General features: G+C 46.1%; 16 protein-coding genes. 5 read left to right on the forward strand and 11 right to left on the reverse strand.

The genetic code is table 11. The features are described 5' to 3' along the window. Nucleotides 1-99 precede the first annotated feature (99 nt). Nucleotides 100-1170, forward strand: a complete 1071-nt coding sequence (gene cax, locus NST83_RS15280) for a calcium/proton exchanger (RefSeq protein WP_342414804.1) — start codon at nt 100-102, stop codon at nt 1168-1170. A 290-nt stretch (nt 1171-1460) separates the two neighbouring features. Here cax and NST83_RS15285 read toward each other — a convergent pair whose 3' ends face one another. From NST83_RS15285 to NST83_RS15305, 5 genes are all read right to left on the reverse strand, one after another. Next, on the reverse strand, nt 1461-1751 hold the full coding sequence (locus tag NST83_RS15285; RefSeq protein WP_137063635.1) for a YlaN family protein: 291 nt from the start codon (nt 1749-1751) through the stop codon (nt 1461-1463). A 141-nt stretch (nt 1752-1892) separates the two neighbouring features. Then, entirely contained in the window at nt 1893-2135 is a 243-nt protein-coding gene (locus NST83_RS15290) for an HPr family phosphocarrier protein (RefSeq protein WP_137063636.1), read from the reverse strand. An 89-nt stretch (nt 2136-2224) separates the two neighbouring features. After that, complete coding sequence (locus NST83_RS15295; RefSeq protein WP_137063637.1) at nt 2225-3340, reverse strand: aminopeptidase; 1116 nt, start codon at nt 3338-3340, stop codon at nt 2225-2227. Nucleotides 3341-3416: 76 nt separating this feature from the next. After that, nucleotides 3417-4268 (reverse strand): hypothetical protein, encoded by an 852-nt coding sequence (locus NST83_RS15300; RefSeq protein ID WP_342414805.1) that lies wholly within the window; start codon nt 4266-4268, stop codon nt 3417-3419. 174 nt (nt 4269-4442) lie between these two features. Continuing rightward, nucleotides 4443-6428, reverse strand: a complete 1986-nt coding sequence (locus NST83_RS15305) for a sensor domain-containing diguanylate cyclase (RefSeq protein WP_342414806.1) — start codon at nt 6426-6428, stop codon at nt 4443-4445. A gap of 437 nt (nt 6429-6865) precedes the next feature. Between NST83_RS15305 and rpsD the strand changes: the two genes are divergently transcribed. Next, nucleotides 6866-7465, forward strand: coding sequence for a 30S ribosomal protein S4 (gene rpsD, locus NST83_RS15310; RefSeq protein ID WP_025684247.1), 600 nt, complete (start codon nt 6866-6868; stop codon nt 7463-7465). Between the two features lie 82 nt (nt 7466-7547). On the opposite strand, the gene NST83_RS15315 is transcribed toward rpsD, so the two are convergent. Next, nucleotides 7548-8414 carry an effector binding domain-containing protein gene (locus tag NST83_RS15315; RefSeq protein WP_342414807.1) on the reverse strand — a complete coding sequence of 289 codons (867 nt, stop codon included), beginning with the start codon at nt 8412-8414 and terminating at the stop codon, nt 7548-7550. Nucleotides 8415-8790: 376 nt separating this feature from the next. Between NST83_RS15315 and NST83_RS15320 the strand changes: the two genes are divergently transcribed. After that, nucleotides 8791-11814 (forward strand): transglycosylase domain-containing protein, encoded by a 3024-nt coding sequence (locus tag NST83_RS15320; protein ID WP_342414808.1) that lies wholly within the window; start codon nt 8791-8793, stop codon nt 11812-11814. Between the two features lie 128 nt (nt 11815-11942). Here NST83_RS15320 and acsA read toward each other — a convergent pair whose 3' ends face one another. Continuing rightward, a complete protein-coding gene (gene acsA, locus NST83_RS15325; protein ID WP_342414809.1) occupies nt 11943-13658 on the reverse strand; it encodes an acetate--CoA ligase in 1716 nt (571 codons plus the stop codon). A 243-nt stretch (nt 13659-13901) separates the two neighbouring features. Between acsA and NST83_RS15330 the strand changes: the two genes are divergently transcribed. Further along, entirely contained in the window at nt 13902-14534 is a 633-nt protein-coding gene (locus NST83_RS15330) for a GNAT family N-acetyltransferase (RefSeq protein WP_342414810.1), read from the forward strand. A 19-nt stretch (nt 14535-14553) separates the two neighbouring features. Here NST83_RS15330 and NST83_RS15335 read toward each other — a convergent pair whose 3' ends face one another. The 4 genes from NST83_RS15335 to NST83_RS15350 form a co-directional block, all read right to left on the reverse strand. Continuing rightward, nucleotides 14554-15252 carry a 5'-methylthioadenosine/adenosylhomocysteine nucleosidase gene (locus NST83_RS15335; protein WP_137063644.1) on the reverse strand — a complete coding sequence of 233 codons (699 nt, stop codon included), beginning with the start codon at nt 15250-15252 and terminating at the stop codon, nt 14554-14556. Between the two features lie 110 nt (nt 15253-15362). Then, the gene (ccpA, locus tag NST83_RS15340) at nt 15363-16370 is read right to left on the reverse strand and encodes a catabolite control protein A (protein WP_044648625.1); all 1008 of its coding nucleotides are present in this window, start codon (nt 16368-16370) and stop codon (nt 15363-15365) included. A gap of 107 nt (nt 16371-16477) precedes the next feature. Next, nucleotides 16478-16819, reverse strand: a complete 342-nt coding sequence (ytxJ, locus tag NST83_RS15345; RefSeq protein ID WP_342414811.1) for a bacillithiol system redox-active protein YtxJ — start codon at nt 16817-16819, stop codon at nt 16478-16480. 101 nt (nt 16820-16920) lie between these two features. Further along, nucleotides 16921-17367 carry a hypothetical protein gene (locus NST83_RS15350; protein ID WP_137063646.1) on the reverse strand — a complete coding sequence of 149 codons (447 nt, stop codon included), beginning with the start codon at nt 17365-17367 and terminating at the stop codon, nt 16921-16923. A 335-nt stretch (nt 17368-17702) separates the two neighbouring features. Between NST83_RS15350 and NST83_RS15355 the strand changes: the two genes are divergently transcribed. Further along, complete coding sequence (locus tag NST83_RS15355; RefSeq protein ID WP_137063647.1) at nt 17703-18239, forward strand: type 1 glutamine amidotransferase domain-containing protein; 537 nt, start codon at nt 17703-17705, stop codon at nt 18237-18239. Nucleotides 18240-18283 lie beyond the last annotated feature (44 nt).

Consider the following 18283-nt stretch of genomic DNA (forward strand, 5'->3'; position numbering starts at 1 on the left):
ACAACCTATATCAATTTGGGTATATTAATTTAGAAAATCCATACAAGTGACAGTATTCACCAAACTTGTACATATCCTTCGATATCGAGGTGTACTTCATTGAAAAAATGGTTATCTCCCAGCTTGCTTATGGCGACCTTTGCCCTTAGCGCAGTCGCTCATTACGCCCATTGGAACGCGATCGTTCAATTCGCCATTTGCGCAATCTCTGTCGTGTTCGTAGCCGGGTTTCTCGGCAGAGCGACCGAAAGTGTAGCACATTATGCAGGCCAACGTCTGGGCGGATTTTTGAATGCCACTTTCGGCAACGCAGCCGAACTGATCATCGCCATCTTTCTCGTAAAAGAAGGTCTTTACGATATGGTGAAGGCGAGTCTGACCGGATCGATCATCGGCAATTTACTGCTTGTGCTGGGCGCAAGCCTGTTCGCCGGTGGGTTGAAATACAAAGTACAAAATTTTAATGTATCTCTGGCTGGCTTAAGCGGTTCACTGATGATTGTGGCTGTTATTGCTCTGTTTGTTCCGGCTGTATTTCTGAATACCCATGTCATTACGGATAGTGAATCGGATACGCTCAGTCTCATTGTTGCAGGCACACTGATTGTGGCATATATTGCGTGGCTTATTTTTTCCATGATTACACACAAAGACTATTTATCTGACGTAACTGAACAACAGGACGAAGAACTGCCGCATGAGCACGCCCCTGTGTGGTCCAGAAACAAATCCATCACGTACCTGGTAATCGCTACCGTTATGGTCGCCTTTGTCAGCGAATGGCTTGTAGGAACACTGGAGATATTCACGACCCAGTTCGGACTCAGCGAATTGTTCGTGGGTGCATTCCTCGTTGCCATTATCGGTAACGCGGCTGAGCACAGCGCGGCCATTTTGCTGGCGATGAAAAACAAAATCGGCGCATCTGTCGAAATCGCAGTCGGCAGCAGTCTGCAAATTGCGCTATTCGTTGCACCTGTGCTGATTTTTGTCAGCTACTTCATGGGAAGTACGATGAATATCGTTTTCACCACGATTGAGCTGGTCGCCATCGCCGTGGCTGTATTTATCGCCAAGTCTATTACCCAAGATGGCTCAACCAACTGGTATGAGGGGTTGATGCTGCTGGTTGTGTATGTTCTGTTAGGCGTATCTTTCTTCCTCGTGTAAACACCTTTCAAGGTTTTAAAATGTACATTAGGATGGTAGTGACCGCTTTGCGTTTCATTTGATCTTCTGATCACTGTTGCCCTTGAATTTTTTATGATGATATACCCCCATAATGAATTAAAATTCAAGGGCAAAGGTGAGCGCTTACGCTTCTCCAGATTCAGATGAACTGCTACGCTGCTGCTATCTCCTTTTTAAAAGACAGGTGATTCGTTCCCATTGCATATGTAAGGCATCAAAAAAAGCATGCACTCAGACTCCGCATGCTCTCATCAATTAAAACCGTCTTCCTAATTGGCCTTATTGTTCATGGCCTCATATAGAATAGCCAGGTTGCGTTCCAGCTCACTGACCAGCTGTTTACCTACCATTTCCGGAAGAAGGCCGGCGCGAACCGCAAAATCCACTTCCTTGGAAAATCCGTACATCTGAGTATCCAGCACTTCCTCATAGAGAGGGCAGTAACGGGTTGCCAGATTCTCCATCTGTACTTCAATAAGCTTCTTTATTTTATCTGCATCTTCCTGAAGCAGATTAATGGCCCTAATGTTCAATTGCTCCTGCAAATCAGATGAAGTCATGGATTCTTCCCCCCTATGTCTCAATGTCGCACAAGACGTCCTAACGTTAATATTAGACCAAATTGCAGGCTAATACAAGAACCTGACAAAAAAAGCATCCCTACAGTTACAGGTAGGGATGCTTTTGATCCAGGAATGCAGTCAGGAGGCTACCGATATGTGTAGCCCGTGCTTCTGAAACACTTCAGTGATCGCTTTCTTGGCTTCCTCCGCGTCAGGTCCGTGAACATGCAGCTCATAGCTGTGGCTGCTGACCAATGTCGTAAACAAGCCAAGTATACTTTTCACATCAATATACTTATTCTCGGAATGAAGGACGATGGAAGAAGTAAACTTGCTCGCTGTCTGTGCAATTTCAACAATCGCCGCATTATTATTTGACATAGAGATCCCTCGCTTTACTTGATTATCATGTATCATTACTCATCCATTATAATACATTGAAATCGCTTTCTCAGCAAGGAGAGATATCGTTATTTCAAGTTCTCGGGATTTAACGGCTCCAACTCGGGCAGCACAAAAATGCCATCCTTGCGGATCATAACATCGTCAAAATAAATTTCGCCGCCCCCATATTCCGGACGCTGAATCAAGACCAAATCCCAATGAATCGAAGAACGGTTGCCGTTGTCTGCTGTTTCATAGGCCTGACCCGGGGTGAAATGCAAGCTACCTGCGATTTTTTCGTCAAACAGAATATCCTTCATTGGATGCAAAATATACGGATTGAACCCAATCGCAAACTCGCCAATATAGCGTGCTCCCTCGTCGGAATCCAAAATGTCGTTCAGCCGCTTCGTATCATTACTCGTTGCTTCTACAATTTTACCATTCTCAAAGCGGAATTTTACATTTTCAAAGGTGATACCATTGTACAGCGTTTGTGCATTATAGCTAATGGTTCCGTTAACGGAATCTCGCACGGGTGCGCTATATACTTCGCCATCCGGGATATTACATTGACCGGAGCATTTGATGGCGCCGATTTGCTTAATAGAGAAATTCAGATCTGTGCCCGGTCCGCTAATCCGCACCTTATCCGTCCGGTTCATCAAGTCAGCCAGCGCGTCCTGCGCCTTATCCATTTTTGCATAATCCAGATTACACACATTGAAATAAAAATCTTCGAACGCCTCTGTGCTCGTATTCGCCAATTGCGCCATACTGTCATTCGGATAACGCAGCACTACCCATTTCGTATGCTTCACCCGCTGCTCGCTATGTACCGCATGCTGATAAATCGAATTATACAATTTCATCTTGTCTTCCGGCACGTCTGACAGATCATTGACATTTTCACCAGCGCGAATCCCGATGTAGCAATGCATTTGTTTCATCCGATTGAGGTCTATTTCAGCCCAGGTTTGCACCATTTCCTTTGTTGCATGACGAAGCATGGCACTCTGTACCTTACGATCCGTGAGCTGAACGAAAACGTTACCCCCTTTTTTGCCTACCTCATGAATAATGGCGTTAAGCAGGTCCCGCTCCGTACCGATCATTTCAACCAGCACGTTCTCACCCGGCTGCACCTCAACAGAGTAGCCTACCAGGTTTTCTGCCAGCTTTAGTATTCTGGGATCTTTCATTTGTTGTCTCTCCTTCTCTAGATCGTTCTTTTTGAACAACGGTTAATTCGAAGTCCATTGTATCATGCCCGTCCTGTTACTTGTAGCCCTCAAAAGCAACTCTGGTAATCAGAGCTTCCTCATGCCCCTCTCCATTTGCCTTCTGATGCGCAATTTTGCATTCCGACGACAACTTCAGAGGCAAGCCTGTTTGGCGGTCTATCGTCAGATGATACACAGCCTGCACCTCAGAATGCTCTAATTGGCTACTCATATCCTCACGACTCTGTGCCCATATTCGATTCAGTTTTTGCTGCACCTCTTGATTCTTCCCGTTCTGCTTCATGTGTGCTTGCAGGAGTTGAGGGTTTATGGCATCCATTTCTTTCATTAAACGGTCTTTCAACCATCGCTTGGCCGAGGACGATTCTGGCTCAATCCTCACTACCCAGGTTCCCCGCGCTGCCCCAGCCTCCATACGAATGGTCTTATTCAGTGCATTCAGTTCCTCCATCTCCTGAATGGGATTAAAACGATTTAACATCCCTACTCCATTCATAGCTATACGACCAGGCGTCACCGCAATCCATTTCCCATCCATACGAAGAAAACGCTCCTTTGTTACCCGATCCCCGGATACGCCCTGTTCGAGTGCAGCATAGCCTGACTGTTTGTTAAAAGCCGCCACAGAACCCCAATGCATGGTCAATTCATCATGATTGCTTACTTTACCATGATATGCAAATTGTTTGTTCATCAGCAATCCGTTTTTGGTTATGACACCAGCCTGTCCTTTGAACGTTAACATTTCTTTGCCCGCTATTCCTGCAACGGCTCTTTTAAAAATCTGCTCCGGCGCATTTTGCTGTTCTGTCAGTGTGCATCCACTCAACGAGTACATCACGAGCAACATACAAACTAGCATAACCCATGCTCTTTTCCAACGCATCCTATCATCCGCCCATCATGTCCTGATATAACCATTACTTGTACTTATCCATTCTAGTGCCGCTTATGCGACTCAGATGTCTAGATTTATTATCTTTATAGCTACAATTAGGGTTTCCTGTATACAAAAGGTTATGCACAGTAAAAAAAGAGAATATTCCATTAGGAACATTCTCTATGAATTACTGACATGATCAATAACAACCCGGTTGCGCCCTTCATTTTTCGCCTCATACAGAGCCATATCCGCCCTGTAAAATAAAGATTCGATACTAATCTGCTCATCCAGCCAATTCCATTCGGCAATTCCGCAGGAGACGGTCACCTGTGGCTGGGTCTCATGTTGTACGCGATAACGAATTTTTTCCGCATATTCCAACGCCTGCTGCACCCCAAGCTGCGGCAAATAGATCGCCAGTTCCTCGCCACCCCATCTAGCACATACATCCTCGCTGCGAGTCGCCGAACGAACAATATCGCTGACGCTTTTCAATATCTGGTCACCTGTCTGATGCCCGTATGTATCATTCACCTGTTTGAACTGATCAATGTCCACCAGAATGAGAGATCCGCAAAAATCTTTCTCCTGATGCCTCTGAATCACTTTGTCCACATAATGACGTACATACAAACCCGTTAACATGTCCATATTGGCCAGACGCCGTACCTCAGCATGCAGCATGGCATTTGTTACAGCCAAACCGATATGGGGAGCCAGCATTTGCAGCATTTTGTAGTTATCGTACGAAAAAAAGTGAGGGAGCTTGCTGGACAATAAAATAGCCCCTCTCGGCGTACCGCTGGTCTTCATAGGTACCGCCATCAAAGAATGGGAGTCGGTCATATCCATAAAATCGGAGGATACCTTCCCTTCCTTTCTGTAATCTGACACGATGACAGGCTCTCCTGTTCTGCGTATCAGCCCTGCAAACCCATCCTCACCAGAGTAACTGTGCAGCCTCAAACTTTCTACGTTGCTTGATGTGACCTTAAAGCAATTTTCCTCCTGATCGAGTTGCACAATACAGCAAAAGTCAGCCAAGAACATTTTCAATAATTCCTGCACAGCAAACTCGAATATTTCATTCAGCTTAAGGCTTTGATTCAAGCGCTGAACGAGTTCATTAATGAGGCGCAACTCATGGATGAGCACATTGGATTGCTCCAGCAGCTTTGCATTTTCAAATGCGGTGCCAGCTGTGTCTGCCATCATGGCGATCAGCTCCACATCCACTTTCTTCATGCTTTTGGCACCGGATGGAAGAATCATATGAAATACACCATATACTCCTTGCTTGCCACGTAAAGGAATGCCGATTTCGGTCATTTCTCCTTCCGTGCCTACAGGCTCATTTACAGCCATTTGACCTTTCATAAATGCACGCACACATACATCCTCGTCCCGCTCGTGCAACAACAAAGGTTTGACCTGTGGATTACGACTATGCCGATCCTGGCTCATATATAACGTGATATCCACATGCGGAAACAAGTAAGCTATGCTGCCAAATACCTCGTCCAGCACGCCTTCAACATCAATCTTGTCATGCATCCGCTTTACAATCTGAAATAAAATAGAGCGTCGCCTGCCTTCGCGGTCGCTCCGGTTCTTCATCCCGAGGATATCTTCCATAAATATATACTCAAATTTCGTATAAAAGCAGGATCTAAAATGCAAAGCTGCTGGCAATAATGCATCCTGCTCGGAAACAGAATGTTGAGCAGACAGTGTAAAACGAAGAGCAGCAAAAGCCTCATCCTTATGATGGCGGCAAAATAGAGGAACCATGTACACAAATGCAAGGCTTCCGTCCCGAAGCTTGCGTTGGCTTATTTCCATTTCTCCAGACAAGCTGCAACGTTCGACCAGCTCCAAATCCTCGTCATCATCCTCTTCCCTACCTGCAACCCGAACACCTGTAAAATTAAAAACGGCGGTATGTTCTTCATTAACCCATGATATGCCATTGCTCTGCTGCAACCATTCTCGATATCCTTGGACAAGAAGCTGATTAATATAGGGGAAATCAAATGGTGTCATATCCATGTTTTGGAGCCAGGCAAAAGACGTATATCCTTTATCATCAAACAGCGGGGCACAGCTAGCCTGGGCTGTTTTACCGTCAAGCGTTTGCTGATCCGTTGTTGAAAAGTCCGACATATTAAGGGCGCTCCTTCACAGCAAAATTAGCTGTACCAAGACAGCGGCTATACACCACTATAGCTTATGATATGATCTATTTTACTCTTAACTTCAGAAATATGCATCCATTTTTCAGAAATTCGTCCCACTTTTTTAGTTCTAAAGCCCTATCGACAAATTCTGACGTTTTCACTCTTTTTCTCTTCTTGACATTGACCCACTATTACATATAGTATATATTAATGAAAAAGACTGTACGGCAGAACTATCTACTGTGCGGATCTTAAATTTTGGGCGTAACAGTTTGTGTCACCCTCATCTTATTTGTTGCTGACAGGACAGCGGCTGAACTTTTCTGTCAGTAGTGCGCATTACCTTGATAGGTAGCGCCGAACAAATTGGAGCGCAAAGAGAGCCCCAACTCAAATTTTAATTATGAAGGAGTTAACTCTATAATGGCACGTTACACTGGTCCTAAATTTAAATTGAGCCGTCGTCTGGGGATTTCCCTGAGCGGCACAGGTAAAGAATTGAAACGCCCTTTCCCTCCGGGACAACATGGTGCAAACCAACGGAGAAAAATCAGCAACTACGGTATGCAGCTTCAAGAAAAACAAAAGCTGCGTCACATGTACGGCTTGGGTGAAAAACAATTCCGCACTCTGTTCAACAAAGCTCAACACATGCACGGTATCGCTGGTGAGAACTTCATGTTCTTGCTGGAAAGCCGCCTGGACAACCTCGTGTTCCGTCTTGGCTTTGCTAACTCCCGTGCAGGCGCACGTCAATTGGTAGCACACGGTCACGTTACTGTGAACGGTAAAAAAGTTGACATCGCTTCTTACCAAGTAAGCCTGGGCGACGTGATCGGTCTTCGTGAAAGAAGTCGTTCCCTGTCTTCCATCAAAGAAGCTTTGGAAAACCGCAACCACTTGGCAGCTTACTTGGAGTACAATGATGCAGCTCTGGAAGGCAAATACATCCGTTTGCCTGAGCGTGGCGAATTGTCCCAAGATATCGATGAAAAACAAATCGTCGAATTCTACAACCGCTAATCCTTGTGATAGCACCGAAAAGCACCCGAACGAGGTTCGGGTGCTTTTTTTTGTGTTACTGTTGCGTGAAGCTTGCAACATTTTATTCGATCGGTATATATACCTTAATATCCAAATCTGGAAAGGAAGAATTCATCACATCGGTGATTTCAAAATCCGGTCCTTCCCTACGCTCAAAATTAGAGTTGGGAAGCCATGTGCCGTAGATATAGTTTCGTACATCCTGAACCCGGCCATTCGGACCTGAAGCGTTAAATTCGGCATACCTTCCTGATGGAATCTCCATATAGATGAAGTCCTTTGCCAAATCCTCCGCTTCTCCCTCAACTTCCTCGCCAATCACGAACGAAAATTCACCATTATCTTGAAAATAGCAAGCAATACCGTACGATATCCCCGGTGCAATTTTGTTCGGAATGCGCATAAAATGCTCATTCCTTCCAAAGTGATCATAAAATCCTGGAATCTCATTATAATGCTGCTCATGATTCAGGTTTGTTTTGTATTCATACCCTATAATCTTAATCGTATCGAGTTGCAACATCACCGGCTTATTCACATCCAAATCCCCTTTGGTGTTCTTTTGATAATCCAGAAAATTGATCTTGTGTTGTGGAGAAATATCTATATCACCGTTCCGGTATCTCCCCGGGGTGACACCAAAACTTTTTTCAAAAGCACGTGTAAACGCTTCTTGCGAACTGTACTGGTATTCAAGAGCAATATCTAATACCTTTTGATTAGACTGTTTCAGCCCTACAGCCGCCTCCGATAATCTTCTCTTCCTTATATACTGTTGAACCGTAAAGCCAGAAATCGCCTGAAAAAGCCGCTGAAAATGAAAGGCTGAAAAGCAAGCTTGCGAAGCAATTTCAGTAATTTTCAACTCCTCCCGAAGATTCATTTCAATAAACTCAATCGCACACTGTATTCTTTTAAAGTAGTCCATACGATCCTTCCCCTTACTCGTTATGGTTTGGACGTTCATCCGCCAAGCGAATTTAATAAGACTTCGTAATCCATTATGTACATTCCTGCACATGCTTGTTTGATCATTTGTGCTAAGTTTACCACGGCTTTTTATTCCAATGGAGGTTGTAAAAAAGCGTTTGCCGTTGCAACAGTGATCGGAAGTTCAGCTCTCTGCACAACGTGTTTCCACCTTCTATTGAAGTCTTTCTCTGCTTTTCACGCAATTCACTTTGACCTGTTTATAACATACCGCTTTTATGAAGTGACGACACCAAAAGACAGGCTTTTTAGCATATGGGTTCATTTTGTAATTTTATGCTATAATAATGGCTGTTATAAAGGAGGAAGACTTAATGGTTGAAGAAAAAAACAATGTGTCAGAGCCAAAGCCTTCCCGCTTATGGACATACATGCGAAGGCTCGGCCGTGTCATAAAGTGGGTCGTCATCATCGGTTTTATGGGAGCGCTGTTTGCAGGAGGAGCCGCAGCCGGCTATGTAGCCTCTATTGTGAAAAGCGAGCCTGTACGCTCCAGATCCATGATTGAACAGGAAGTAGGCAAAAATGCAATTACAGGCTTCGCTTATTTCAATGACGGCTCACCTATCGGACAGCTCCGGACAGAAGAAGATCGGCGTCCTGTCACGTTTAAAGAGATTCCGCAACTCGTCATTAACGCAGTCATTGCCATTGAAGATAACCATTTTTATGAGCATAAAGGTGTCGATCTGTCGGGAACGCTTCGGGCTATAAAACAAAAAGCTTTGCATGAATCCGTACAAACCGGGGGGAGCACCCTGACCCAGCAGCTCGCCCGTCGTGTCTTTCTGAATCTGGATCGCACGGATGACCGCAAGATCAAGGAAATTTTGCTCTCTCTGCGTCTTGAGCGCTTCCTGAGCAAGCAGCAAATTATTACGGCTTATCTCAATAAAGTACCTTTTGGTAACGGGTCAAGCGGCTATAACGTCTTTGGGATCAAAGCAGCGGCCAAAGGTATTTTTAATGAGAATGATCTGAATAAGCTGAATGTGGCTCAAGCCGCCTATCTGGCAGGTCTGCCACAGCTTCCTTCCTCTTATTCGGCTTACAACGGTAAGGGCGAATTTAATGAGTCCGGCTTTAAAAGGGCAATCAACCGCCAGCACCTGGTACTCAGCCGAATGCTGGAGGAGAACAAAATCAATCAGGCACAGTATGATGAGGCGATGGCTTTTGATATCAAAAAGTCGCTCGCTCCACGCACGGTTAAAGCCTACAACACGTATCCGTATCTTATGATGGAAACGGAACGGCAAGCGGCACAGGCACTTATGTCGGTCACAAATCCGGGTCAAGCGGCCAATGCCAGTGCAGATGCCAAAACCAAGGATGATAACGACTTGCTCAAAGAAGCTGAACAGCAGCTTCGAACAGGTGGTTATATGGTATACACCACTATTGATAAAAGTATTTACAAGTCGATGCGCCAAATCGCAGAGAACAAAAATAATTTCTCATCCACAAGTAAAACCAAGGGTGACGAACAGGCAGCCGCCATTCTTATCCAGCATAGAACCGGCGCGATTCTCGGTATGATGGAAGGCCGGGATTTCCAAAAGGAACAGATGAACTATGCTACTCAAATGGTACGCCAGCCGGGATCGGCTATGAAGCCGATTGCAGCATATCTGCCTGCATTGGATAGCGGTCTTGTGCAGCCTGGCAGCATCGTGGATGATGCACCTATTATTTTGAAGGATGGCAGCAATGGGTATCACATCCCGAAAAACTCCAATAACCGCTATCAGGGGCTGGTCACGGCCCGCTATGCGCTGAATCAGTCACTAAATACAATAGCACTCAAGCTGTTTAACGAAAAAGTAGGTATCAGCAAAGCTTGGGATTTTGCCAAGAAGCTAGGCATTACCACCTTGGAACCAAGCGATAACAACGCTCAGACGGGTGTACTGGGCGGCCTGGCCCACGGGGTCACAGTCGAGGAACTGACGAATGCTTATGGTGCGATTCCAAATGGCGGTGTATTTAATGACGCCTACATGATTGAAAAGATTGTGGACTCGCAAGGCAATATTGTTTATAAGCATCAGCCTAATCCTGTACAAGCCTTTACACCACAAACCGCCTATCTGATGACGGATATGCTGCGTACAGCCGTGTCCGAAGGTACAGGCAGACTGGTCAAGCGTAATTTCAATCAAGCTGGTAAGATTCCGATTGCCGGTAAAACAGGCACTACACAATCCTATACTGATGTTTGGTTTGAGGGCTTTACGCCTGACGTCACGCTAGGTGTGTGGGTTGGTTACAAGCAACCTGTCAACAAGCTTGAAACGAAGGCACAAAAAGAGCGGGCACGCCGCCTATGGGCGCAAATCATGAACGAAGTGACCGCAAAGGATCCAGATCTGTTCCAAACCGACAGCTTCAAGCGGCCAGACGGTATTGTAACAAGAACAGCGTCCGCATATGGTTCGGATATTTACAACATTAAGTATCCACCCAAAAACAGTGAAAATGGTGTCACTCGTGCCAAATATATTACCTATCAAGGTGTCAATTACATTCCACGGGACGGCACACCGGATGACATGTTGAATGAGCAGACCGTTAGTAAGCGGGAAAAACCGATTTCAGAGCTGATTAAAGAGCTCCAGCAAGCCTTTACGGTGATGAGACGACATAATTCGTTGTCCTACTATCTGCCTCAGGATGCAGATAAGGCGGCTCCTACCCAGATTGATCCGCGTAAAGACGATGGAGCCGATCCTAGTGCCCCGTCTAACGTTAGCGTAAGCTATAGTGACGGCAAAGCTATGATCAGCTTTAGCCCGAGTGGAAACAGTGATGTCGTAGGATACCGTCTATATCGTTCTACGGATGGGGGCAGCTTCCAACGGCTTGGCAAAGTCGTCATGGCTGACGGCTCCAAAGTGTTCTCTGACAGCCCGGGTAGCAGCAGCTCCAGTTACTACGTAACCGCCGTGGATGTAGGCGGACATGAGTCTGAGCCAAGCTCCCAAGCAAGTACAGCGCCTGTAGCGCCGCCTGTTGATCCTGAGAATCCAATTGTACCGGGTGAAGGAAATGGAACAGAATCGAAGCCTACGGAGCTTCCTACGGCTCCTGGGCAGCCTCAAGCTAAAGCAGCAGGCTCAGCCGTAGCACTCCAATGGAGTGCTGGAAAGCCTGCAGATGCGATTACAGGCTATAACGTGTATTACAGTGAAAGCGGTGCGGAGCCTTTTACAAACATCGGCTCCACCGCATCCACCAGCTTTCAATATAAAGCAGGCAGCAAACCGAAGGGTTGGTTCCGCATCACTTCCATGAATGCCTTGGGAGAATCAGCTCCTTCTGGAGCCGTTCGACCATAACAGCCCACAACAGAAAACAAATACTGATTATGTGTAAAAATCCACTTTATCTGCACCAACAAAAAGGGAGCCCCTCAGCCGTCACGGCTTCGGAGACTCCCTTTTTTGCATCTTTCTTGTAAAGCATTTCAATCCTCTATGGTAGACAAATCCCCTGTAGGCAGATTAAGCTCCCAGGCTTTCAACACACGTCTCATAATTTTACCCGAACGGGTTTTGGGCAGCTTTTCCTTAAACTCAATTTCACGTGGTGCAGCATGGGCAGACAGCCCTTCTTTGACAAAGCGATAAATATCCTGCTGCAAAGCCTCCGAGGGTATATAGCCTTCACGAAGTGCGATAAAAGCTTTAATGATCTCTCCCCGCACAGTATCCGGCTTTCCGATCACTCCGGCCTCCGCTACAGCGGGATGCTCCAGAAGCTTGCTCTCGACCTCAAATGGACCGATCCGCTCCCCTGAGGAATTAATGACATCATCAATTCGTCCCTGAAACCAGAAGTATCCATCCTCATCCATATAGGCAGAATCACCGGACACATACCAGCCGGAAAAACGGAAATACTCCTGAAATTTGTTCGGGTTGTTCCATATACGGTTCATCATAGACGGCCACGGCGTACGTACCGCCAAATGCCCCATTCGGTTAGGCGGCAGCACTTGCCCTCTGTCGTCCAGAATAGCGGCCTGTATGCCGGGCAATGGCTTTCCCATTGAGCCGGGTTTAATCGGCAGCTCAGGGTAATTACAGATCATTTGGCCACCCGTTTCCGTCATCCACCAGGTATCATGAATACGCTGCTTATATACCTGCCACCCCCAGCGCACTACCTCGGGATTCAGCGGCTCTCCGACGGATAGCACATGCCGCAGGCTTCCGAGATCATATTTGTCAACGATATCCTCCCCTGCGCTCATGAGCATCCGAAACGCCGTAGGAGCGCTGTACCATACAGTCACCTGATGACGCTCAATGGTTCGGTACCAGTCCTCGGGGCTAAAACGACCGCCACGAATAACATTTGTTGCTCCATTCAGCCATGGGGCAAAAATGCCATATGACGTTCCTGTAACCCAACCGGGATCGGCTGTACACCAATATACATCCTCTTCACGCAGATCCAGCACCATTTTTCCGGTATAATAGTGCTGAATCATCGCGTTTTGCACATGATACACGCCTTTAGGCTTGCCCGTTGAGCCTGACGTGTAATGAATAATCAACCCATCCTCACGACTCAGCCACTCCGGTTCAAGTTCCTCGGAGGCCGTAAGCATTTCCGATTCAAAATCAATAATCCCTTGCTCCCGTTCGTCCACATCGCCAACCACAAAAATATGCCGCAGCTCCGGAAGCTCCTCACGCTTTACGCGCGAGAGAAGTGCAGGCGTTGTCACCAGCGCCACCGCCCCGCTATCTTCCAGCCGATCCTTGACCGCCGTTTCCATAAATGCCTCAAATAAAGGTCCCACGACTGCTCCTACCTTCAAAATGCCAAGCAGACTAATGACTAGCTCAGGTGAACGCGGCATGAAGATAAAGACCCGCTCCCCTTTGCCAATTCCATATTTACGCAGCACATTACCAAACCTGTTGGAGCTGGCACGCAATTGAGAAAAGGAATAGGCTTCATGGCGGTTCGCGTCACAATACAACAACGCCGTTTTGCTGCCTCTCCCTTCCTCTACATGTCTGTCAATCGCTTCATGTGCCATATTCACTTTGCCTGATTCATACCACGTAAAATGACGCTCTGCATCTTCCCACTGAAAGCGGTTGTAAGCTTGTTCATACGGGCCCATATTGGATGTGGGAACTACAGCCTGGAGTTCTTCAATCTTCATGCGTTCAGCCTCCTCACGATATAATGAGAATAAATACAGAACAAGATAACGCTTACAAATTCAATACAAGCATGCCAATTCCTTTGTGTAACATTTGATAAAAGCGACTAATTGTGAACAATTTATGTCTAAAACAGTATATCATAGGTGAGGATGTGACGACCATCCTTTTCATTTATTTGTTTTTTTGCTATAAGTAGGGGATATGGAAACCTAGGTCATGGTAAACAAGGAGGCGCATGTATGCAGCATTTAAAACTGCACCATTTGGACACGCTGAGTCATAACGGGCAAAAGATCTTCGTAGAAGGCCCCGTATCCGTTGAACAGCTGCGTTCATTTCAAATGCATCCACAACTGGACGCCTTTCGCAAGCCAAAGGAGCAATTCGACGCGTTGGTGGATATTTCGGGACTGCCGGAAGGCAGGATTATCATCGCTCATGATGGAGGAACCATTTTCGGATACGTGACTTTTCACTATCCGGATGAGATGGAACGCTGGTCGGAAGCCGGAATGAAGGACCTGCTGGAGCTTGGAGCGATTGAGGTAGCCGACGAATATCGCGGACTGGGTCTGGGAAGCCAAATGATCCGGGTCGCCTTTGAGGATGGACAACTGGAATCCTATATCATCTTTACGACTGAGTACTATTGGCATTGGGATTTGAAAGGCAGCGGTCTCTCCGTATGGGAATACCGTCGCATGATGGAACGTCTGATGAAAACAGTGAATATGGTCTGGTACGCTACGGATGATCCTGAAATATGTTCCCACCCGGCGAATTGCCTAATGGTCCGAATGGGCGAGGATGTCCCCCTCACATCACGGGAACAGTTTGACCGTATCCGGTTTGTGAGAAGGTTCATGTATTAAATGTTACACAGCTAGACTTTTAACTCAAATGCTTCAGCATATACTCCACAATCCGATGGGAACGATGGGAAGATTCCACTGTGAATTCGCCAAAATTAACGTGGGCAGATCCGTCTGCCTTATCAGACATAGAGCGGAGAACAATGTAAGGCACAGCGTTCATATGGGCTGTCTGAGCTACTGCTGCGCCCTCCATCTCGGTACAGGCACCGTCCAGCTCCTGATACAATGCGGCTACCAGCTCACGGCTGGCGACAAACTGGTCACCGGAAAGCACCTTGCCGATAATATAACGATCGCCAAAGGACTGACAGGCTTGCTCAGCTAGATAAACAAGATCAGGATCAGCTGCAAACTCCGAGGTATCCTGATAAGGAATGACCCCTCTGGCATAACCCAAAGGCGTTACATCCATATCATGCTGCATACACTTCGAGGAGATCACGATATCCCCAATATTTAAATCTGGATGGATCGCTCCTGCCACTCCTGTAAATATGATTTGTTCCGCTCCAAAGCTATCGATAAGGATTTGTGTCGTTACCGCAGCATTGACCTTACCTACACCAGACTTGCATACGACAACCTGTTGACCGTGAATGACTCCCTTTGTATAGGTGATTCCAGCCTTGACCGACTTACTAGCTTCAGTCATTGCAGCAAGCAGCAGCTCAATTTCTTCATCCATGGCACCAATTAGTCCATAAATTCGGCTCATCTCAAATCCCTCTTTTCTTTGTTTAATGATGTGCAATATGGACTATTTATTCACGAAAAAAGCTCCATTAAAGGAGCTTTCATCGAAATCTATCCTGTTAACAAATCTGTCTAGTCTAAATAATTAACCGATAACCGCAAAATCGTTTCATGCGGCAAAATGACGCGAGGATTTTCCACATTTTCCTTCTTCATCAGCTTGGTCAGCAAACGCATCGCTACTGCACCCAAATCGTACATCGGTTGCGCCACTGTCGTAAGCTGCGGACGAACCATGGAAGCCATACGGATATTGTCCACACTGATGACAGAAAAATCGTCCGGTACTTTCAAACCTTCATCCTGAATGCTATGAATCGCACCAATTGCCATTTCATCCGTAGCCGCAAAAATCGCACTTGGCTTCTTCTTGAGCCCCAGGAAATACTTCATTGCCTCCACACCGGACTCATAACGATAGTTCCCGATTCGCACGAGATCTTCCTGATACTCCATTCCTGCTGCTTCCAGCGCTCTCTTGTAGCCTTGGAAACGTGCATAGCCGTTCGCAGGATCCTGAAGAGTACCACTAATCATCGCGATTTGACGGTGCCCGTGGCGGATCAATGTATTCACTGCATCAAAAGCAGCGGCTTCATGGTCAATATCAACCGAAGGATAGCTGCCTTTCTCATCACTCGTAGCGCACAGAACGATAGGAACCGCAGCCGTATGAAAGGCCTGAATATGCTCGTCCGTTACTGTGCCACCCATGAACAGAAGTCCATCAACCTGCTTTTCGAGCAGCGTATTGATGACACGAATCTCTTTTTCTTTCCGCTTATCGGCATTACACAAAATAATGTTATAGTGATACATATTCGCAATATCCTCAATACCGCGCGCAATTTCTGCAAAAATTGAGTTCGATATATCCGGAATAACCACGCCAACGGTCGTTGTCTTCTTGCTAGCCAGACCTCTTGCCACCGCATTTGGGCGATATCCCAATTGTTCAATCGCTTCATATACCTTTTTGCGAGTCTGAGGCTTTACGTTAGGATTATTGTTAACTACACGGGACACTGTCGCCATTGAGACACCAGCTTCGCGAGCTACATCATAGATCGTTACCGTCAAATTCCTTCTCTCCATTGCCAATAAATTTTCAACCGAATCCTAGAACAACTAATTAGGACTATGATACGACAAAATACTACTTTATGCAACGACAGCGCTCATTCTATCTATACCAAATGATCGTGAAGCGCACGCGCAGTGATATTCGAATGGGATGTATGCCAGACAGCCTCTCCGCCCTTGATCAAAATAGCCTGCGGTGATTCATGCTGCAGATGGAGCTTGTTCGCAGCCTCATTGGACACCGGCCGGTCTTCTACTACATAAATGATACCGTATTCAATATTTTCGTTGGGAGTGCCTTGCAAATAGGACTCCAGTTCCCGATGTGCGCCAGAGCTAATCGGACAGCGCGTGCTATGTTTAAAAAGAAGCAATGCCTTGTCTGATGACGCTTCCAGCGCCGCATCTAATTGTTGAACAGTAGTCATTTTTGTCATCGTCGCCATTGGATATACATTCCTTTCCTCGTATTGTCGTATGTCCTATTCACATCCTAACAAAAAGAACATGTAAAATCCAATGGTGACCATGAAAATTTTCATTTTTTTTAGTTTTTTGTATTCATAAACACCGATTCACTGGTAAAACCGGATAATTGCACCAATCTATTCTGTACATCGTTCATCCAATCCTCATCTCCTAGACTTCTTGCATAACGATAAAGGTCCAGCAGCAGGTTGATTCGAAGCTCCATTCGCTCCTCCAAAGAGGATTGCCAATCCACATTAGGATTCCCCGCTTCCTCCAGCACCAGCTTGCGAATGATTTCAGCCAACTCGTTATTACGGGCAAAGGAAATACGCCGAGCCGTAGGCTTGCTTCCCAAATTTTGTAGCAGCTCCTTAATGTCCTTCGTCACATGCTGCAAAACCTCACTGGAGAAGCAAGAAGGGCATGAAAATACAGGAACATGTAAAATTTCAACCTTGTTCGCGTAAATCACCTTTCTCAACTCCAGCCCCATCGGTTTACCGCATTGGCATTGCTTATGCATTTAACCACCTCATTACGTAGGATCAAGCTATATGAGGATTTCATCAGAATCCAGATATATCTATCTACTAGTCTATAAAAGATTTGTTAACTCTATAAAATTTTTCACACCCTTTTTTATTTCGACTTAGTGACCTCAAATCCTTCCACAGATTGCAGCTATGAACAAATTACCAAAGGTTTAGTGGGTTATGGAATGGTGATGCTAGTATTAAAAGAGCGAGTCAATTTATGAGAATGTGCAGAGGAATGGACTTAAGACGCTCTTTTTCTTAAGATGTATAGGTATAGATATAAAATAGCGTGTCATCAAGTGACGCACGAAAGGATGGTTAGATGTCGAGACTTGCAGGAAAAAAGGTTATCGCCCTGGTAGATGAGGAATTCGAGGATCTGGAGCTATGGTACCCTGTGTACCGTGTCCGTGAAGAAGGCGCAGAAGTGCATTTGGCCGGTGCTGAAAAGGGTAAAAAATATATCGGAAAATATGGCGTACCTGCTGAAGCAGAATATGCCTTTGAGGAACTGAACAGCCGCGATTATGACGGGATTCTTGTCCCCGGAGGCTGGGCGCCGGATAAACTGCGACGCTATCCCAAGGTGATTCAACTTGTACAGGAGTTACACGCCGCCCAAAAACCCATCGGGCAAATCTGCCATGCAGGCTGGGTGCTAATCTCCGCCAAAATTTTGGACGGTTTCACCGTAACATCCACACCCGGCATTCGTGATGATATGGAAAACGCAGGAGCCATCTGGAAGGACGAAGCTGTCGTGACAGACAGACATATCGTATCTGCCCGCCGCCCGCCTGACCTTCCGCCATATGGAAAAGCGTTCTGCGATCTGTTGGCAAACAACACAAAGAAATAAGGCAATCCAATAAAATGAGCAAAAACACCTTCAAAATCACCACG

The sequence above is a fragment of the Paenibacillus sp. FSL R10-2782 genome, assembly GCF_038592985.1.
GTDB classification, from domain to species: Bacteria; Bacillota; Bacilli; order Paenibacillales; family Paenibacillaceae; genus Paenibacillus; species Paenibacillus terrae_C.